Raw genomic sequence first — 16861 nt, 5'->3', positions numbered from 1 at the left:
TTGTTAATTGAAATATGAAACCCAATAACAAGAAAACCTCTACTGCTGCCGTTGCAGCACAACCCCAAAACACCCCTATCAAATGGTTAGCAACCTTCTTGCTCATCGCCTATGGCTATGTAACGGTAATCACCCCTAACTGGATGGCGTTCGACTCTAACGCTACTAAATTCTACACCTTTGCAATCCTTAACTTAGTAGTGGTTGCTCTCGTGTTTTTTATCAAAGAATTTAGAGAACGCACTCAGGTACTTTTTGGCTTCTTTACCAATAAAATAGGGATTGCCTATAGCCTCATAATGGTAATGGCATTGCTCTCTTTTTCCAAGGCTATCAATACTGAAGAAGCTATCCTCCACTTCTTCAAAATATTCACCGCTTTCTCTGCCGCGTGGATGGTCTCCGCTTTGGTAATTTACTATAAAGAAGGAATTGTTGTCTTAGCCTTAGCAATGACGATTCTGCTTTGCTACGACTTCTTAGTGGCGATGGACGGTATTAAAGGGGTCATCAAAGGCACTGCTACCGATTTGGCTATCAAAGGTTCATATTCTAATAAAAACATCTTAGCTTCAGCTATATTCATCAAAATACCTTTTGCAGTATGGCTGTTCTACTTCCGCCGAGAAAACTATTTGCGTCTCATTGGAGCTGTCGGACTTACTTTAGGTACTTTGGCGGTCTTCTTTATGAGTACCCGTACCTTCTATTTGGCTACAATCCTCACTGTGGTGATTTTTGTGATCTATGGTGCAATCGATTTTTTCATCCTCAAACGTCGTGAAACAGGAGTAAAAGTACTGATACACGTAGGATTGGTAGTTATTGCTTTCGGTATTTTCTCATTTGTACAGAATTATTTATACCCTCAAGAAGTGCGACAAAGCACTAGTTTCGGCGCGCGTTTGGCTGAGGTGGCGAACCAAGAAAACCAAAGTAACAACTTGCGTAAAACCGCTTGGGTAATCACTGCTACCGATATGATTCCTAACGACCCATTACTTGGTGTAGGTATCGGTAACTGGAAAGTGCGCTTCTTGCAGTACGAAAACTCTTATAGCCCGCACTATATCTATATGTATAAAAACCACAACGACTTCTTAGAGCTTACCGCCGAAGTGGGTATCTTTGGAGGCTTGGCATTTGTGGCTATCTTCCTCTTAGCGGCTTTTTATTTTATCAAAGGTACTTATAAAAATAAAAATTCTGAACAGGAACAGTGGTTTTTCTTGCCACTCTTTGGGCTTTTTGCCTATTCGTTCGATGCCTTCTTTAACTTCCCTCAGGATCGCCCCGAAATTCAAGCACTCTTTGGTATCTACGTAGGGATAGCAGTAGGTTTGGCTGTATTGTACTTTGGAAAAAACAGCAAAGAACGCAAACTCCCTACACTTGCTATTGGCTTTATAGGTGCTATAGCTGTAGTGGCAATGGTATTAGGGGTAATTGTAGAAAGAATGTACTTCGATTCCTCTAAAATACAACGAATGGTAAAAGAAGAACAACAAGGGGTACGCTCTCCTAAATCTCCTGCCGATTATCTCATACGTAACTATCCTCGTATCCCTAACCTCACCGCTGTTGCCGAACCTGTAGATGTGGAAAAAGCGCGCTACCTCATCGATGAAAAGAAATTTGATGAAGCTCGCAAAATCCTTTCTTCTATTCACTATCATCCTTACGATGCTCGCCCTGAGTATTTTATGGCAGTATCCTACTTTATGGAACCCGAAAAGAAATTAGATAGTATCTACAAATACGCTCACAAAGCCCGAATGATCAAACCTAATTTCTACGGTAGTTTGAACTTAGAAACTTTTGCACTCAACAATCTGGGGAAAGAACAAGAATCTATCAAATTGCTCAAACAGTTTTTGAGTTTAGAAAAAGATAGCATACAAAAAGAAGAACCTAAGTGGAAAAAACGTTTGAAAAGCATCTTCCACGTCGATGTTGATAGAGATGCTCGCTTGGCCAATCGCGGTGAAGTACAAGCTTGGAACTCTTTGGCATACCTATTGGAGAAAAATAACCAAATTCCCGAAGCACGCGCCGTGTTAGATACTGCTTTTGTGTATTTGCCTACCAATCAGGAAATCATCAACAATCGCAACAAAATTATTTCGCGTATGCAAGTAGAACAATTTGCTCCCCTCTACAGCGAGGCAATGCAGCTTTATTTGCAACAACGATATGCCGAGGCTATCCCTGTCTTTACTAAATTCTTAGAAAAAGTACCCGCTCATATCGACGGACTTAAATACCGCGCTATTAGCTACTACAACACCCAGCAGTATCAACGCGCTATCAACGATATTGCCCAAATGGAACAACTCGGCATCGCTATAGACCCTGTGTTGAATAACTATCGCGCTTCTTGTTATTATATGTTGGGTGATAGAAACAATGCCAAAGTCTTTTTCCAAAAAGCTGCCGCCGAAGGCAATGCCGATGCTCAAAAGAATTTAAACACCCTTACCTTTTAAACACGTATAATGACTATCGATAACACTTATACTAAGCAAATTATCGGTGAAAAGGAACTCCAAGTGATGCTCCACCGCCTCGCTTGTGAACTGATTGAAAACCACAACAATTTTTCCGATACAGTTTTCATCGGTATACAACCCCGCGGCACTCACTTAGCCCAGCGCTTGGTGAGTCTGCTCGCCGAGGAATATAACCTACCCAATATTCCATTGGGGCTCTTGGATATCACTTTCTTCCGCGACGATTTTCGCCGTACGGGCAAACCCTTAGAGGCTAACTCTACCGCTATCGATTTCATCGTGGAAAACAAACATGTGGTATTCATCGATGATGTGCTCTATACCGGCAGAAGTATCCGCGCGGCACTCAGTGCTATACAAAGCTTTGGTCGTCCCTCTCAAATAGAACTCTTAGTGCTTATCGATAGACGCTTTAGCCGTCAACTGCCTATCCAGCCCGATTACAGCGGCAAGCAGGTCGATGCTATCAACAACGAACGTGTAATCGTCAATTGGAACGACAATTCCGTTCAGGTAATTAATAAGTAAAACTTTTTTAACAAAGATGAAAAATATATTTATCACCGCTGCTTTATTGCTCACAGCCGCTACTTATGCACAAGTAACTATCAACCAAGAGAGCAATATCGCCGATGCTATGGAGTACAAAAAAGAAGTAGCCCGCAGCGAAAGTGCTTTCCAAGTGCAAATCTACAACGGTAACATCACCGAGGCAAACAAAGCCTTACTCGATGCTAAAAATAAATACAAACAATATCCTGCCTTGCTCACTTTCGAGTCTCCTAATTACAAAGTGCGCATCGGTAGTTTCCGCACACGCTTAGAAGCCGAAAAAAACTTGATAGAGATTAAAAAATCCTATCCTGCTGCTTTCGTGGTTGGCTTAAAATAATCTCTAATAGGGGAACGTTATGTTCAAGAAAAACAGCCTTCGCTTCCAGATATTCCTCAGTATGACCCTTCTCGTGCTGGTGTCTTTTGCTATCTTAGCCTTAGTGATGGTCAGCCAATACAAAAAACAAGCGTTGGAATATCACGACGAACGTCTTGTCGACAAGGAAAACCAAATAAAAATGCAAATACAGTACGTGTTTTCGCAAACAACTTTCCCTGTCGAAACTCCTTATATTCCCCTTATTTTCCGTGAAGATATCTATAGCATTGCCAATATCCAAAACCTAAATTTTGCCCTCTATGACCTCGATGGAGTGCTGCTCAAAAGCTCTAAAGCCTCTCTATCCCCCGATCAAGATGCGTTTTTCATTCCACCTGCAGTACTACATCAGCTCTCAGCAACCCTCAACAAACGCTTGGTAGAACACCACGAGTTTGCAGGGCGCGGTTATCAAACTTCCTATAGCTACATCACCGATTTGCAGTTCAAGCCTATCGCTATTCTCAATATTCCTTATTTTGAGAACGATACTTTCAACGAGCGCGCTTTAGAAGGATCGCTCTACAATTTGGCAATTGTCTATTTTTCACTCTTGGTGGTCGCACTCACGGTAGCTTACTTTATCTCTAAGTACATCACCAAATCACTCAAAACCATTGAAAACCGATTAGAGAAAACGCGCTTGCTATCGCAGAATGAAAAAATCCTCCTCAAATCAGCACCTGCTGAAATTACTGAATTGGTAAATGCCTATAACGGAATGATTGACGAGATTGAGAATAGTAAAGCTCTTTTGGCACAATCGGAACGCGAACAAGCGTGGCGCGATATGGCAAAACAAGTAGCGCACGAAATCAAAAATCCACTGACTCCTATGCGTCTTTCGGTACAGAGTTATCAGCGCAAAGCGAGCCGCGAACCTCAAACTACTGAACAAACCAACGAGTTTTGCGAATCACTCATCCAGCAAATAGATATCCTCAGCAATATCTCTACGGCTTTCTCAGCTCTTACGAATATGCCGGCTAAAAACGACGAAGAGTTTGATTTTGTATCTGTTATCAAACGTACTTTGGATATTTTCAACACCGATGAAATTCACTTCACGCACTCTCACGATGAGATTGTTGCTGTGTTCGATAAAGATCAATTAGGGCGCGTGGTAACCAATCTCGTGAAAAATGCTCTCCAAGCTACCGAAAATGAACCTTTCCCCGCAATAGAAGTAACGCTTACTAAAAGTGAAAAAGATATTACTCTCACCGTAAAAGATAACGGTATAGGTATCGCTGATGCCGATAAAGAAAAGATATTCGAACCAAAATTCACTACCAAAACCAGCGGTAGTGGCTTGGGATTAGCAATGGTGAAAAACATCGTGCTTTCCTACGGGGGTAGCATTTCTTTTACCTCCCAAGTAGGCAAAGGCAGCGAATTTGTTGTAACATTGGTACATTTTTTGAATAAGTAACGTATTAAACATTATATTTTATGAAAAAACACATCTTTACATTAGGAGCTGCTGTGCTTTTGCTCGCCTCCTGTCAAAACAATCCTTCACAAACTGCTAATACTGTAGCAAGTGAAACCACTACTATGATGGAGAATGCTGCTGAAAAAGTAGAAGAAATGGTAACTCCTCAATTGTTAGCTACTTATGTAGGTACACTTCCAGCTGCCGATTGCGGCGGAATGGCTACCGTTATCCATCTCTATGCCGATGACACCTATGTAAAACAAGAAAACTGTGCAAGCAAAAACTTCGAATCTAAAGAAGAAGGTAAAGTAGAACGCACTGATAAAGGTTTTACACTCGTTTCTAAAGCTGATAATCACAAATCTTTCTATATTACCAAAGGCGATAATATCGTACAAGTAGGTGAAGATGGTAAAGAACCTAAAATGGTAAAAGAATACACTCTTACCAAACAAATGTAAAACAAAATCACACTAAAACAAAGGCTATGCGATACTTTGCATAGCCTTTTTCGTGTCGTTTCAAAAAATATTTTAACAAAACTTTTGTAGTTCTCTTTTTTTATCTTACCTTTACCCCCCCAATTAAAAAGTTCTTACGCTAACCTACTGATGGATTTAGTACGCCTCTTTGTCAAAAGAATATCATATAACCATTCTCAAAACGACGCTTTTGTGCTGATAATGCACGAATTAGAGTCCGATTTGAAGTTGCCTATCGTCATAGGCACCTTCGAGGCGCAAGCTATTGCTTTAGAGTTAGAGAGAAACATCATCCCACCACGCCCCCTCACACACGACCTCTTCAAAAATTTAGCCGATACTTTCAGTATCCAAGTGCGACGCGTAGTGATTTACAAATTAGAGGAAGGCATTTTTTATTCTAATATGCTCTGTGTGCAAAATAACAAAGAACGCACTATCGATGCCCGTACCAGCGATGCTATTGCTATCGCATTGCGCTTCAATGCACCTATCTATACCTATAAAGAAATTGTAGAACGTGCAGGTATCTACATCCCTTTGCCAAACGAAGACAACAAAAAACAACCCGTGAGCCCGTCGTTAGACGATGTCGCCGACGATGAATCCCGCAATCGATATTCCAAATACTCACTTAGCGAACTTAAGAAAATGCTCGGTGAATGTGTGGAAAATGAGGATTACGAAATGGCTGCTCAAGTGAGAGACGAAATTTCAAAACGTGATAATACCTTTTAAAAACAATAATAGATGGAAGAAACAATTATGAAAGTAATCCCCAGTGAAGGATTTACAATGGAAAGCTTTGGACGTGGGGTGTTAGGAATGGTAGTGATTCTCTTTATAGCATTTCTATTTAGCAGCAACCGCCGCGCTATCAATTGGCGCACTGTAGGTATTGGCTTAACTATACAACTACTGCTCGCTATAGGTATCCTCAAAGTAGGCTTCATTCAAAAAGCTTTTGATTTCGCTGGTAGTGTGTTCGTGTTGATATTAGATTTCACCAAAGCTGGTAGCCAGTTTCTATTGGGTAACCTGCTTGATACCAATACTTTTGGGTATATATTCGTATTCCAAGTACTACCTACTATTATCTTCTTTTCAGCGCTCACCTCTCTCTTGTTCTACTTAGGAGTTATCCAAATAGTAGTACGCGGAATGGCGTGGGCACTCTCTAAACTCCTTAATATTTCAGGAGCCGAAAGTCTTTCGGTTACAGGTAATATCTTCCTCGGTCAAACCGAAGCTCCTTTGATGATTAAGGCTTACCTCTCTAAAATGACTCGCTCCGAAATCCTCCTCGTGATGATAGGCGGTATGGCTACTGTAGCCGGTGGGGTAATGGCAGCTTATATACAATACCTCGGCGGTGATGACCCCGAAATGCGCTTGCTTTTCGCTCGTCACTTGTTAGCCGCCTCAGTAATGGCTGCTCCTGGAGCTATTGTAGTTTCCAAAATCCTCTGTCCACAAACCGAACAATTCTCTAACGATTCTCACGTATCAATGGAAAATGTTGGTTCTAACGTACTCGATGCTATCGCCAATGGTACTACCGAAGGACTCAAACTTGCTGCCAACGTAGCTGCTATGCTCCTCGTATTCGTTGCGATGATTGCAATGATTAACTATATTTTCCACCAGATAGGCTATATAGGAGATCTCAATGGTTTTATTGCTGCCAATACGCCTTATAAAGAAGGGCTTTCGCTTGAGATGATTCTCGGTACAATTTTCTCCCCTGTGATGTGGCTCATCGGGATTGCCAAAGAAGATGTGATGCTAATGGGGCAATTGCTCGGGGTAAAACTCGCTTCTTCAGAGTTTGTAGCCTACACTCAATTAGGTATCCTCAAAGATATGGCGAGTCAGCCTCACTTGATGTACAACAAATCAATAATGATAGCTACCTATATGCTCTGTGGTTTTGCCAATTTTGCCTCTATAGGTATCCAGATAGGCGGTATAGGTGCTTTAGCTCCTAACCAACGCAAAACCCTTTCAGAATTCGGACTCAAAGCAGTGCTTGGCGGTTCGTTAGCCTCCCTAATGTCAGCCACCATCGCCGGAATGATAATAGGATAATTAAAAAATAATCAATGTGGCTCTCCAAAAAGCCTCGAAATCGCATTTGCGTCGCTACACTTTTCCAAACTCCTTGGACTTTGACAAAGTCTTAAAAAACCTGATAATCAATTACTTTTGGGTGTGTTGTGTACGGGCGTTTTGCAAACGCCCACGCAAATAAAACTTTTTAGACAGCACCTCTATTTATTCGTAACCTATTTTTGTTTAACTATAAATATTAAAGATGTATGGTAAAGTTTATATTATTTTTCTTGTTATTGATTTCTTGTGAGAATAGAAAACAAATAAAAGAAGATTCAGTAATAAATATTGCAAAAGAGGAAAAAGAAAATAAAGAATTACAAACGTTCTTAAACTTAAAAAATAAAGATACAATAAGAGAAAAGTTTGATTTTGAACTGTTTGAAAAAGTAAAAAAGGTTTCAGAAGGCGTGTATGTAAAGCCTAACGGAGATATGGTTGTATCAATGAATTGGTATGAAGGAGGAGATGCTTCTGATAAGTTCCTTGGAGGGTATATTCGTGAGATTATAGGGAAACCTCCCTATATTACTGTGTTAAAAGAGTTTTATATAGATGGTTATATCAAAGAAAAAAAGACTTTTTTAGGTCAGTATTTACCAATCGGCATATCGGAGTATTATGATAAATACGGCAAATTAACTCAGGTTAATGAAGAAAATAGATATGGGAAGATAAAACCTGCTGATGTTTTAAAGTTCATAGAAAAGCAAGGAGTTATCAATTTAAAAACGGGAAAAGGATTTTTTGTAGGCGACCCTCTAAATGCTGAGTTAAGTTTTAATATTAGCTACGGAAAACCACGAGATACTACTACTGAAAACGATTATTATATAATAGGATTAAAATATAAAGGCGGAGAAGCAGAAACTGATCCTTCAGGAGGAGAACCCCCTAGTGCAAGTGATCTTATCTATTATATGAATAGCAAAACAGGAAGAGTTTACACACAAAAGGAATTTCTTAGTAAAGAAGAAAAAAACTAAAACCACCGCCTTTTATATCTTGAGAATAAACTTTGTCAAAGTCAAAAACTTTATAAATTCTATAAATCTGATAATCAAATGCTTTTATAGTATGTTGTGTACGGGCGTTTTGCAAACGCCCATACAAATAAAACTTTTTAGATACCACCCCTATTTATTGCTAACCTATTTTTGTTTAACTATAAAAAATAGATTTCAATTCTCCAAAAACGAGAAAAATTCTCCAAAAACTTTTTGCTAAAATATAAAAAACACTGATTATCAATATATAATAATTTTTGGAAACTAATTTCAATTCTCCAAAAACGAGAAAAATTCTCCAAAACCCCTATCCCCTAACCCCTATCCCCTAAATAAAATGAACACTTGGAACATCATCATTGAGGGCTTTAATAAAGCCGATATTACCAAACACGAAAGTATTTTCAGCCTCGGCAATGGGGCTATGGGAATGCGTGCTAATTTTGAAGAAGATTATACGGGCGATACTCTGCAAGGCAGTTATATCGGTGGTGTCTATTACCCCGATAAAACCCGAGTAGGCTGGTGGAAAAACGGCTATCCCGAGTACTTTGCCAAAGTGCTCAATGCTCCTAATTGGATAGGGTTACACATCAAAATTAATGGAGAATTATTAGATTTGAACACCTGCCTCGAAGTGAAAAACTTCCGTCGCCAACTCAATATGAAAGAAGGTTGGTATGAGCGTTCATTCACTGCTAAGCTCCCCAATCAGCAAGAAATACAAGTGAAAGTCTTGCGTTTCCTCTCCTTGCGCTACGATGAAATCGGTGCTCTGCGCTACGAAATCACCCCCCTCACTACCGAGGCTACTATAGAAATAGAAAGTTACTTAGACAGTGGTATTAAAAACAGTGATGCCAATTGGGATGAGCGTTTTTGGAATACCATAAGCATTGCTACTGCCGAAAATGCGGCTCATATACTTGCTGAAACTAAAAAGACAGGCTTTATGATACAAACCTTTATGCAAAACGATTTGTTTATAGACAATGAAGCCTTGTCAATCACTCCTAAAGAAAATAAGAAAGAGAATTATATAGGGTTGCAATATGAGCTAACAGCTAAGAAAAATCAGACTTTCCGCATTGAAAAATACGGAGGATATAGTAGAAGTAATGATTACTCAACTTTGACAAAGTCTAAAACTTTGTCAAAGTCTATTGCTCTTTTTGATAGTCTTTTAGAAAAACAAAAAGAAGATTGGGCTGCTATTTGGGAAACCTCTGATATTGTGATTGAAGGCGATGAAAAAGCCCAACAAAGCATCCGCTTTAATATCTTCCAACTCAACCAAACCTATTCTGGCAAATACGCACACCTCAATATAGGGCCTAAGGGCTTTACGGGTGAAAAGTATGGCGGTAGCACCTATTGGGATACCGAAGCCTATTGTTTGCCTTTTTATATGGCTACCAAAGGCGCCGAAGTAGCCCGCAACCTACTGATGTACCGCTACAACCAGTTGGATAAAGCGATTGAAAACGCCAAAAAACTCGGTTTTACCGGCGGAGCAGCGCTCTATCCTATGGTAACGATGAACGGCGAAGAGTGCCATAACGAGTGGGAAATCACCTTTGAAGAAATCCACCGCAACGGGGCGATTGCCTTTGCTATCTATAACTATACCCGCTATACCGGTGATGAGTCCTACCTCAAAGACTATGGAATAGAAGTGCTTATTGCTATTGCGCGTTTTTGGACACAGAGAGTCTCTTTTTCTGAAGAGAAACAAAAATATGTAATCTTAGGCGTTACAGGCCCTAATGAGTACGAAAACAATATAAACAACAATTTTTATACAAATTACCTCGCCTCTTGGTGTCTGCGCTATGCTGCTGAGCAGGTAACAACATTGCAAAAAGAAGATATTACAAAAGAAGAAACGCAACAATGGCTACATATAGCCCAAAATATCTATTTCCCTTATAGCGAAAAGTATGGAGTATATTTGCAACAAGACGGATTTTTGGATAAAGACCTCAAACCTGTGAGTGCTATTCCTGCTGGGGAGCGCCCGCTCAACCAACATTGGTCGTGGGATAGAATCCTCCGTTCACCTTACATCAAGCAAGCCGACACGCTACAAGGTTTCTATTTCTTTGAAGACCATTTTACCAAAGAAGAACTCCAAAGGCACTACGAGTTTTACGAACCTTTCACGGTACACGAGTCCTCTTTATCACCTTGTGTACACAGTGTATTAGCTTCTGCCTTAGGGAAGACCGATGAGGCTTATACGCTCTACCTCCGCACCGCCCGCCTCGATTTAGACGACTACAATAAAGAAGTTCACGAGGGATTACACATCACCTCAATGGCAGGTACTTGGCTCAGCATCGTCGAAGGATTTGCCGGTATGCGTGTAAAGAGCGGAAAATTACACTTTACCCCCCGCCTGCCCAAACACTGGAAAAACCTTTCCTTTAAAGTTATTTTCCAAGGAGAGATTAAAGAGATAAAATTGTAATCATTTTATGTAGGGGCTGTTTAAAAAGTCTTAAAATCGTCTTTGAGGCGCTACACTTTGCTAAAATTTGAAACTTTGGAGAATTGCAATTTAAATAAAAAGTTGTACTTTTGTATCAAAATAAAACCAAATCATTAAAATGAACTTACCAAGATATGAAATCACTTCTGATGAAAATGCTTATATGTATCATTTCATTAGTGAGGGAAATAAAGGGAAAATAGAAAAAGTAGTTATCTATGAGGAAATGGAGATAGAAGGATTTTTCAACTTAGGTTTTGGAGATAGAAATTCTATTACAGGCTATTTAGATGATGAAATAACTACTGATAATGGAGATACAGAAAAAGTATTAGCAACAGTAGTAGCAACTTTATATAGGTTTACAGACCAATTTCCAGATGTATATGTATATGCAAAAGGAAGTACAGATTCTCGCAATAGATTGTACAGAATGAGTATTACAAAATATCTAACTCAAGCACTTGAAGATTTTTTTATTTATGGGATATTACCAAATGGGCAGACAATATCATTTGTGCCTAATTTTGAATATATAGGATTTATAATTCATCGTAAAAACTAAACAACTATGACTAAAAAGGAAAAAAATATTAATAAAAAGAACCTGTGCGATAAATATGGTGTCAAAATTACCGTTTCAGAGGTTCTAACAGATGAATATGACTCTAATAAAGTCTATTTCCCAAAAAAACTTGCGGAAGCTAATGCTGTAATGAGAAAAGTTTGTCTTCCTAAGGAATTTTTTGCCGAAAAAGAAACTACAAAAGAAATGCAAATAGCATAAACTATTGAATATCAATAATCCGAAGTTGTTGCACCTCTTCTTTCAGGTGTGCTACATCGGCTTCTAATGAGGCTATTTTCTGGTAGTTAGTAACAGGGTCGAGAAACTCAAACGAAAGATGCATCTTGCATTCCCAAATCTCTTTGATATCCTCTGCCGCTACCGATAGATGTGGAAAATCCCGATTGTCGGATTTACAATAGAGTGTTCCGTATTTTTCAAGAGTATTAGTAATGCGTTTTACGATAATCCCATCGTTTTGTGTTACTACCACGCACACCCTATTGCTGCTCAGTGCGAGCCAATCATCTACAAAGCGTCCTACTACATAACTGCTGTCCTGCAGGGTAGGGTACATTGAGAGTCCTTTCACCTGAAACATACGATAAGTGCCATTGGTCATATTTGGCAAGCTGTAAGTAGGTAGTGATTCGATAAAGGTAATATCGTCGTAACCAGTGAGATACCCCGCTTGTGCGCGTATAGGCACTAACGGAATACGCTCGTTATCGGCATCGTCAACCACTACTACTTTAGGCATCAACAATTTATTAGTTTTGGCCAAAGGTAAAGCAGGTTTGAGCATCTCACCTTTGCCCGTAATCAGCCATTCCAAACTCAGCTGAGGATATTTTTCTACAATCACATTCAGCTTGTCAATCCCTATATTTTTGGAAATACTATTCACATAGCCGTTAGAGACCTCTATCGTCTTTTCAAAAGCCGAAATAGAGAGCCCCTCGTGGTCTATAAATTTTTTGATACGGTCTTTTACATTCATAATCAGTGAGAAAGATAAACAACTTTAAAGAAAGTCTCTAAAATCACGGCAAAGATAAGAGGAAATTAGCAAATTAGCAAATTTGGAAATTAGCAAATTATTTGTACCTTTGCCGTTCAAAACATAAAGACAACACCAATGAACACTATTGTATTAAAAAATCAGTTAGACTTTCAGCAATATCAATTGGCAGTAAAAGCCTTAGCTAATATGGGTATTGAGGTAGCTGAACCTGAAGACCTTTTTGACGTTACAGAAGAAGATATCCGTGCCATTGAACGCTCTCGTGAAGATATAAAACACGGAAGAGTGTATAGTAATGAAGAGGTTTTTAAAGAAGTAAGAGCATATTATGAAAGTTTTTTGGACAGAAGAAGCTAAAATTGAGTTGAAACAAACTCTAATGTATTGGACAATTCATAATATGTCTGATTCTTATTCTAAAAAAATTGATGTAGAAACTGCCAAATTAATAGAGGAAATAACTGAGTCTCCTTATTTTTTAGCTAATTATGTAGAAACTGTAGAGGCGTATAAGAGAGTCTTTTTCAAAAGTAGGTTTGTCTTGTATTATCAAGTAGATGAAGAAAATAAGACTATTTATATAATTCATTTCCGCAGCAGCTCTCAAAAACCCTTGTGAAAACCTAATATTACAAAAAACTTTTCTCCCTCAAAAACAACCAGCATATCCTAAAAATATATATCTTTGCACTCTCTTTAAATACTATAACAACTTTTCACTATTCACTTTTCACTGAAAAATGAAACCTTTTTATTCTAAAATACTCCTCTTTGGTGAGTATGGTATTATTAAAAATTCTAAAGGACTCGCTATCCCTTATAACTTCTATAAAGGGACTCTAAAAATGCTATCCGATGTACAGGATGGTAAAGAAACTACTGCCAAAAAATCAAACGAAGCACTTCGCGAATTTGCTTCTTATCTGCAAACACTTACCGAAGAAGAAAATCCTATCGTCCGCTTTAATATAGAAAAACTCAATGCCGATATCGCTGCCGGTATGTACTTTGATAGCAGTATTCCACAAGGCTATGGGGTAGGCAGCAGCGGAGCTTTGGTAGCTGCCATTTACAGCGAATACGCTATCGACCCCATCAGTGCGATGGATAATCTCACCCGCGAAAAACTACTGCAACTCAAAGCGATTTTTGGACGTATGGAATCCTTCTTCCACGGCACTTCCTCTGGTTTAGACCCTCTCAATAGCTATCTCAGCTTACCCATACTCATCAATTCACACGACCATATCGAGCCTACCGGCATTCCCTCCCCAACTCCTAATGGCAAAGGCGCTGTTTTTTTGCTCGATAGCGGTGTGATAGGCGAAACTGCCCCAATGGTGCGTATCTTTATGGAGAATATGAAGAATGAAGCCTTCCAAAAAATGCTCAAAGAGGAATTTATCAAATATACCGATGCTTGTATCGACGATTTCCTCAAAGGGCGCTTCAAATCGCTTTTTGCCAATATCAAAAGCCTATCGGGTATTGTGCTCAATCACTTCAAACCGATGATTCCTAAAGAGTTCCACACCCTTTGGAAACAAGGTATCGATACGGGTGATTATTTCCTAAAACTCTGCGGATCAGGGGGAGGAGGTTATATCTTAGGATTTACTGAAGACTTAGAGAAAGCCAAACGCGCTCTCGGCAACCATAAATTAGAAGTAGTATATCAATTTTAATAATGAGCGACACAATCAAACACGAGTGCGGGATTGCCCTAATCCGCCTGCTCAAACCTCTTGATTTTTATAAAGAAAAATACGGTACAGCCTTCTATGGCATCAATAAAATGTACCTGATGCTCGAAAAACAACACAACCGCGGACAAGATGGAGCAGGGCTTGCAAGTATCAAATTAGATATGCAACCTGGCGAACGCTATATCAGTAGGATACGCTCCAACGAGGCGCAACCCGTGCAAGACATCTTCACTCGCATCAACCAGCGCATCAACGAGGGGTTTAAAAACAACCCTGAACTGAAAGACAATGTAAGCCTCCAAAAACGAGAACTTCCTTACATAGGCGAAGTGATTATGGGGCACGTGCGCTATGGCACTTTTGGCAAAAATAGCATCGAGAATGTGCACCCTTTCCTGCGTGAAAACAATTGGATGTACCGCAATCTCATTATGGCAGGCAACTTCAATATGACCAACGTAAACGAGCTCTTCCAAAACCTCGTACGCCTCGGGCAACACCCTAAAGACAAAACCGATACTGTGATTGTAATGGAAGGTATAGGTCATTTTTTAGATGACGAAGTAGAAGAACTCTATCGCAAACTCAAAGAAGAAGGTTATACCAAACAAGAAGCCTCTCCTTTCATCGCCGAACGATTGAATATAGAGCGCATCCTCAAACGCGCTGCCAAATATTGGGATGGTGGTTATGCAATGGAAGGAATGATAGGCAACGGCGATGCTTTTGTGCTTCGCGACCCTGCAGGTATACGTCCTGCTTTCTACTATCAAGATGAAGAAGTGGTGGTAGTAGCCTCCGAACGCCCTGCTATACAAACCGTTTTCAATGTGAAATACGAAAATATACGCGAACTCCCCCCTGGTAATGCGATTATCATCAAAAAAAGTGGAGAGACAGCTATCAAGGAAATTCTCACCCCCACAGTACGCAAAGCCTGTTCGTTTGAACGTATCTACTTTTCTCGTGGTAGCGACCGCGATATCTACCGCGAACGCAAAATGTTGGGTAAATTGCTCTTCCCTCGTGTCGCTCAAGCGATAAACCATAATCTAAAAGATACAGTTTTTGCCTATATCCCTAACACTGCCGAAACCTCTTACTTAGGACTTATAGAAGAAGCAGAACAGTACCTCAATCAGCAGAAAGCTACACAGTTGGCAGTAGCCGAAAAATCCGAAATTCCTACGATTCTCTCTCAAAGAGTACGTACCGAAAAAGTAGCTATCAAAGATGTGAAACTGCGCACTTTCATCACCGAAGATAGTAGCCGCGACGACCTCGTGGCGCACGTATACGATATTACCTATGGCTCAGTGCAAAAAGGTGATAATTTGGTGATTATAGACGATAGTATCGTGCGCGGAACAACCCTCAAGAAGAGTATTCTTAGTATATTAGGGCGTTTAGAGCCTAAGAAGATAATAATAGTGTCTTCAGCTCCTCAAATCCGCTATCCCGATTGTTATGGTATTGATATGGCGCGTTTAGAAGATTTGGTAGCCTTTCAAGCGGCTTTAGCTTTGCATAAAGAACGCGGTACGTATCATATCATAAAAGAAGTATATGAAAAGTGTCTCACCCAAGTAGCACTAAGTGATGACAAAGTAGTGAATTACGTAAAAGAAGTGTATGATCCTTTCACCGATGAAGAAATTTCGGATAAAATAAGAGATTTGCTTTTGCCAAAGGATTTCACCTCAGAAGTGGAAGTGATATTCCAAACGGTAGACAGTTTGCATAAAGCCTGCCCCGAGAACCTCGGTGATTGGTATTTCACCGGTGATTACCCCACCGATGGCGGTAATCGCGTTGTAAATCGCGCCTTTATCAATTTCTACGAAGGCAATAAAGAACGCGCTTATTGACTCTAAAATCAGTCCTCGTTTAATTATTTTTTGTAATTTCAGAAAAAAATACCTACTTTTGCAACGTAAGACAATAAAACAACTTTAATTATGACTACAGAACTCATACAATTATACGATACCGTAAGTGAAAAAATAGGAAAAGAAGGAGCTACAGCTTTAGCTAATTATATTACTAAATTCACTAATGAACGCTTGAATGAGAATTTTGATAATTTAGTAAGTAAAACAGAATTTCATCAAGAAGTAGCTGAAATAAGAATGGATATAGCCAATGTGAGAGCAGAGGTTAAGAATGTTCGTTCAGAACTCAAACAAGATATAGCGGAATTACGTTCAGAATTCAAACAAGATATAGCTAAATTACGTACTGAAATAGCTAATGTGCGTTCAGAGCTTAAACAAAATATTGCGGAAGTACGTACTGAAATAGTTAATATGCGTTCAGAACTTATGAAATACGTACTGAAATAGCTAATGTTCGTTCAGAACTTAAACAAGATATTGCTGAAATACGTAATGATATGACAATATTAAGAACAGACTTGCAAAATGAACTTAAAGAAGGCTTTTCAAAAATGAATCGTATCTTTATTCAATGGCTCATAGGTTTCTTTACTTCATTGGTAATTCTTATTTTAACGTTATACTTCAATAGATAAAAAAAGCTTATTTCATATAAAAAACTGAGCCTGTCCGAAAAGTTTTAACAGGCTGATTA

18 protein-coding genes are annotated in these 16861 nt (G+C 39.3%); 17 read left to right on the top strand and 1 reads right to left on the bottom strand.

Translation table 11 applies throughout. The annotated features are described in order from the left end of the window. The first annotated feature begins 14 nt into the window (after positions 1–14). The 11 genes from HMPREF9073_RS04030 (at position 15) to HMPREF9073_RS03980 (ending at position 11761) form a co-directional block, all read left to right on the top strand. Positions 15–2486, top strand: a complete 2472-nt coding sequence (locus HMPREF9073_RS04030; protein ID WP_009412729.1) for an O-antigen ligase family protein — start codon at positions 15–17, stop codon at positions 2484–2486. 9 nt (positions 2487–2495) lie between these two features. Next, entirely contained in the window at positions 2496–3038 is a 543-nt protein-coding gene (pyrR, locus tag HMPREF9073_RS04025; RefSeq protein ID WP_009412728.1) for a bifunctional pyr operon transcriptional regulator/uracil phosphoribosyltransferase PyrR, read from the top strand. Between the two features lie 16 nt (positions 3039–3054). After that, entirely contained in the window at positions 3055–3402 is a 348-nt protein-coding gene (locus HMPREF9073_RS04020) for an SPOR domain-containing protein (RefSeq protein ID WP_009412727.1), read from the top strand. A 19-nt stretch (positions 3403–3421) separates the two neighbouring features. Next, positions 3422–4876, top strand: a complete 1455-nt coding sequence (locus tag HMPREF9073_RS04015; RefSeq protein ID WP_009412726.1) for a HAMP domain-containing sensor histidine kinase — start codon at positions 3422–3424, stop codon at positions 4874–4876. A gap of 20 nt (positions 4877–4896) precedes the next feature. Beyond that, positions 4897–5343 (top strand): copper resistance protein NlpE N-terminal domain-containing protein, encoded by a 447-nt coding sequence (locus HMPREF9073_RS04010; RefSeq protein ID WP_009412725.1) that lies wholly within the window; start codon positions 4897–4899, stop codon positions 5341–5343. Positions 5344–5493: 150 nt separating this feature from the next. Next, complete coding sequence (locus tag HMPREF9073_RS04005) at positions 5494–6102, top strand: bifunctional nuclease family protein (protein ID WP_009412724.1); 609 nt, start codon at positions 5494–5496, stop codon at positions 6100–6102. Between the two features lie 12 nt (positions 6103–6114). Further along, complete coding sequence (locus HMPREF9073_RS04000; protein WP_009412723.1) at positions 6115–7452, top strand: NupC/NupG family nucleoside CNT transporter; 1338 nt, start codon at positions 6115–6117, stop codon at positions 7450–7452. A gap of 230 nt (positions 7453–7682) precedes the next feature. Further along, on the top strand, positions 7683–8462 hold the full coding sequence (locus HMPREF9073_RS15250; RefSeq protein ID WP_009412721.1) for a hypothetical protein: 780 nt from the start codon (positions 7683–7685) through the stop codon (positions 8460–8462). 358 nt (positions 8463–8820) lie between these two features. Continuing rightward, positions 8821–10953: a family 65 glycosyl hydrolase domain-containing protein gene (locus HMPREF9073_RS03990; protein WP_009412718.1), complete on the top strand. Its 2133-nt coding sequence runs from the start codon at positions 8821–8823 to the stop codon at positions 10951–10953. A gap of 139 nt (positions 10954–11092) precedes the next feature. Continuing rightward, on the top strand, positions 11093–11539 hold the full coding sequence (locus HMPREF9073_RS03985; protein ID WP_009412717.1) for a hypothetical protein: 447 nt from the start codon (positions 11093–11095) through the stop codon (positions 11537–11539). A 6-nt stretch (positions 11540–11545) separates the two neighbouring features. Continuing rightward, positions 11546–11761 carry a hypothetical protein gene (locus HMPREF9073_RS03980; protein WP_009412716.1) on the top strand — a complete coding sequence of 72 codons (216 nt, stop codon included), beginning with the start codon at positions 11546–11548 and terminating at the stop codon, positions 11759–11761. Between the two features lies 1 nt (position 11762). Here HMPREF9073_RS03980 and HMPREF9073_RS03975 read toward each other — a convergent pair whose 3' ends face one another. Then, entirely contained in the window at positions 11763–12542 is a 780-nt protein-coding gene (locus HMPREF9073_RS03975) for a S24 family peptidase (protein WP_009412715.1), read from the bottom strand. 138 nt (positions 12543–12680) lie between these two features. Between HMPREF9073_RS03975 and HMPREF9073_RS03970 the strand changes: the two genes are divergently transcribed. The 6 genes from HMPREF9073_RS03970 (at position 12681) to HMPREF9073_RS15685 (ending at position 16802) form a co-directional block, all read left to right on the top strand. After that, on the top strand, positions 12681–12923 hold the full coding sequence (locus HMPREF9073_RS03970; protein ID WP_009412714.1) for a hypothetical protein: 243 nt from the start codon (positions 12681–12683) through the stop codon (positions 12921–12923). Next, positions 12895–13185: a type II toxin-antitoxin system RelE/ParE family toxin gene (locus HMPREF9073_RS03965; protein WP_009412713.1), complete on the top strand. Its 291-nt coding sequence runs from the start codon at positions 12895–12897 to the stop codon at positions 13183–13185. Before HMPREF9073_RS03970 ends, HMPREF9073_RS03965 begins: the two co-directional genes overlap by 29 nt. Before the next feature lie 121 nt (positions 13186–13306). Next, complete coding sequence (locus tag HMPREF9073_RS03960; RefSeq protein WP_009412712.1) at positions 13307–14251, top strand: mevalonate kinase; 945 nt, start codon at positions 13307–13309, stop codon at positions 14249–14251. Positions 14252–14253: 2 nt separating this feature from the next. Then, the gene (locus tag HMPREF9073_RS03955; RefSeq protein WP_009412711.1) at positions 14254–16140 is read left to right on the top strand and encodes a glutamine amidotransferase; all 1887 of its coding nucleotides are present in this window, start codon (positions 14254–14256) and stop codon (positions 16138–16140) included. 90 nt (positions 16141–16230) lie between these two features. After that, positions 16231–16614 carry a coiled-coil domain-containing protein gene (locus HMPREF9073_RS03950; RefSeq protein WP_009412710.1) on the top strand — a complete coding sequence of 128 codons (384 nt, stop codon included), beginning with the start codon at positions 16231–16233 and terminating at the stop codon, positions 16612–16614. Between the two features lie 50 nt (positions 16615–16664). Continuing rightward, entirely contained in the window at positions 16665–16802 is a 138-nt protein-coding gene (locus tag HMPREF9073_RS15685) for a hypothetical protein (RefSeq protein ID WP_009412709.1), read from the top strand. The last annotated feature ends 59 nt before the right edge of the window (positions 16803–16861 follow it).

It is taken from the genome of Capnocytophaga sp. oral taxon 326 str. F0382, from assembly GCF_000318295.1.
In the GTDB taxonomy this organism is placed as follows: Bacteria; Bacteroidota; Bacteroidia; order Flavobacteriales; family Flavobacteriaceae; genus Capnocytophaga; species Capnocytophaga periodontitidis.
Note: the sequence above shows the minus strand (reverse complement) of the source record. Positions and strands in the feature narration are given on the sequence as shown.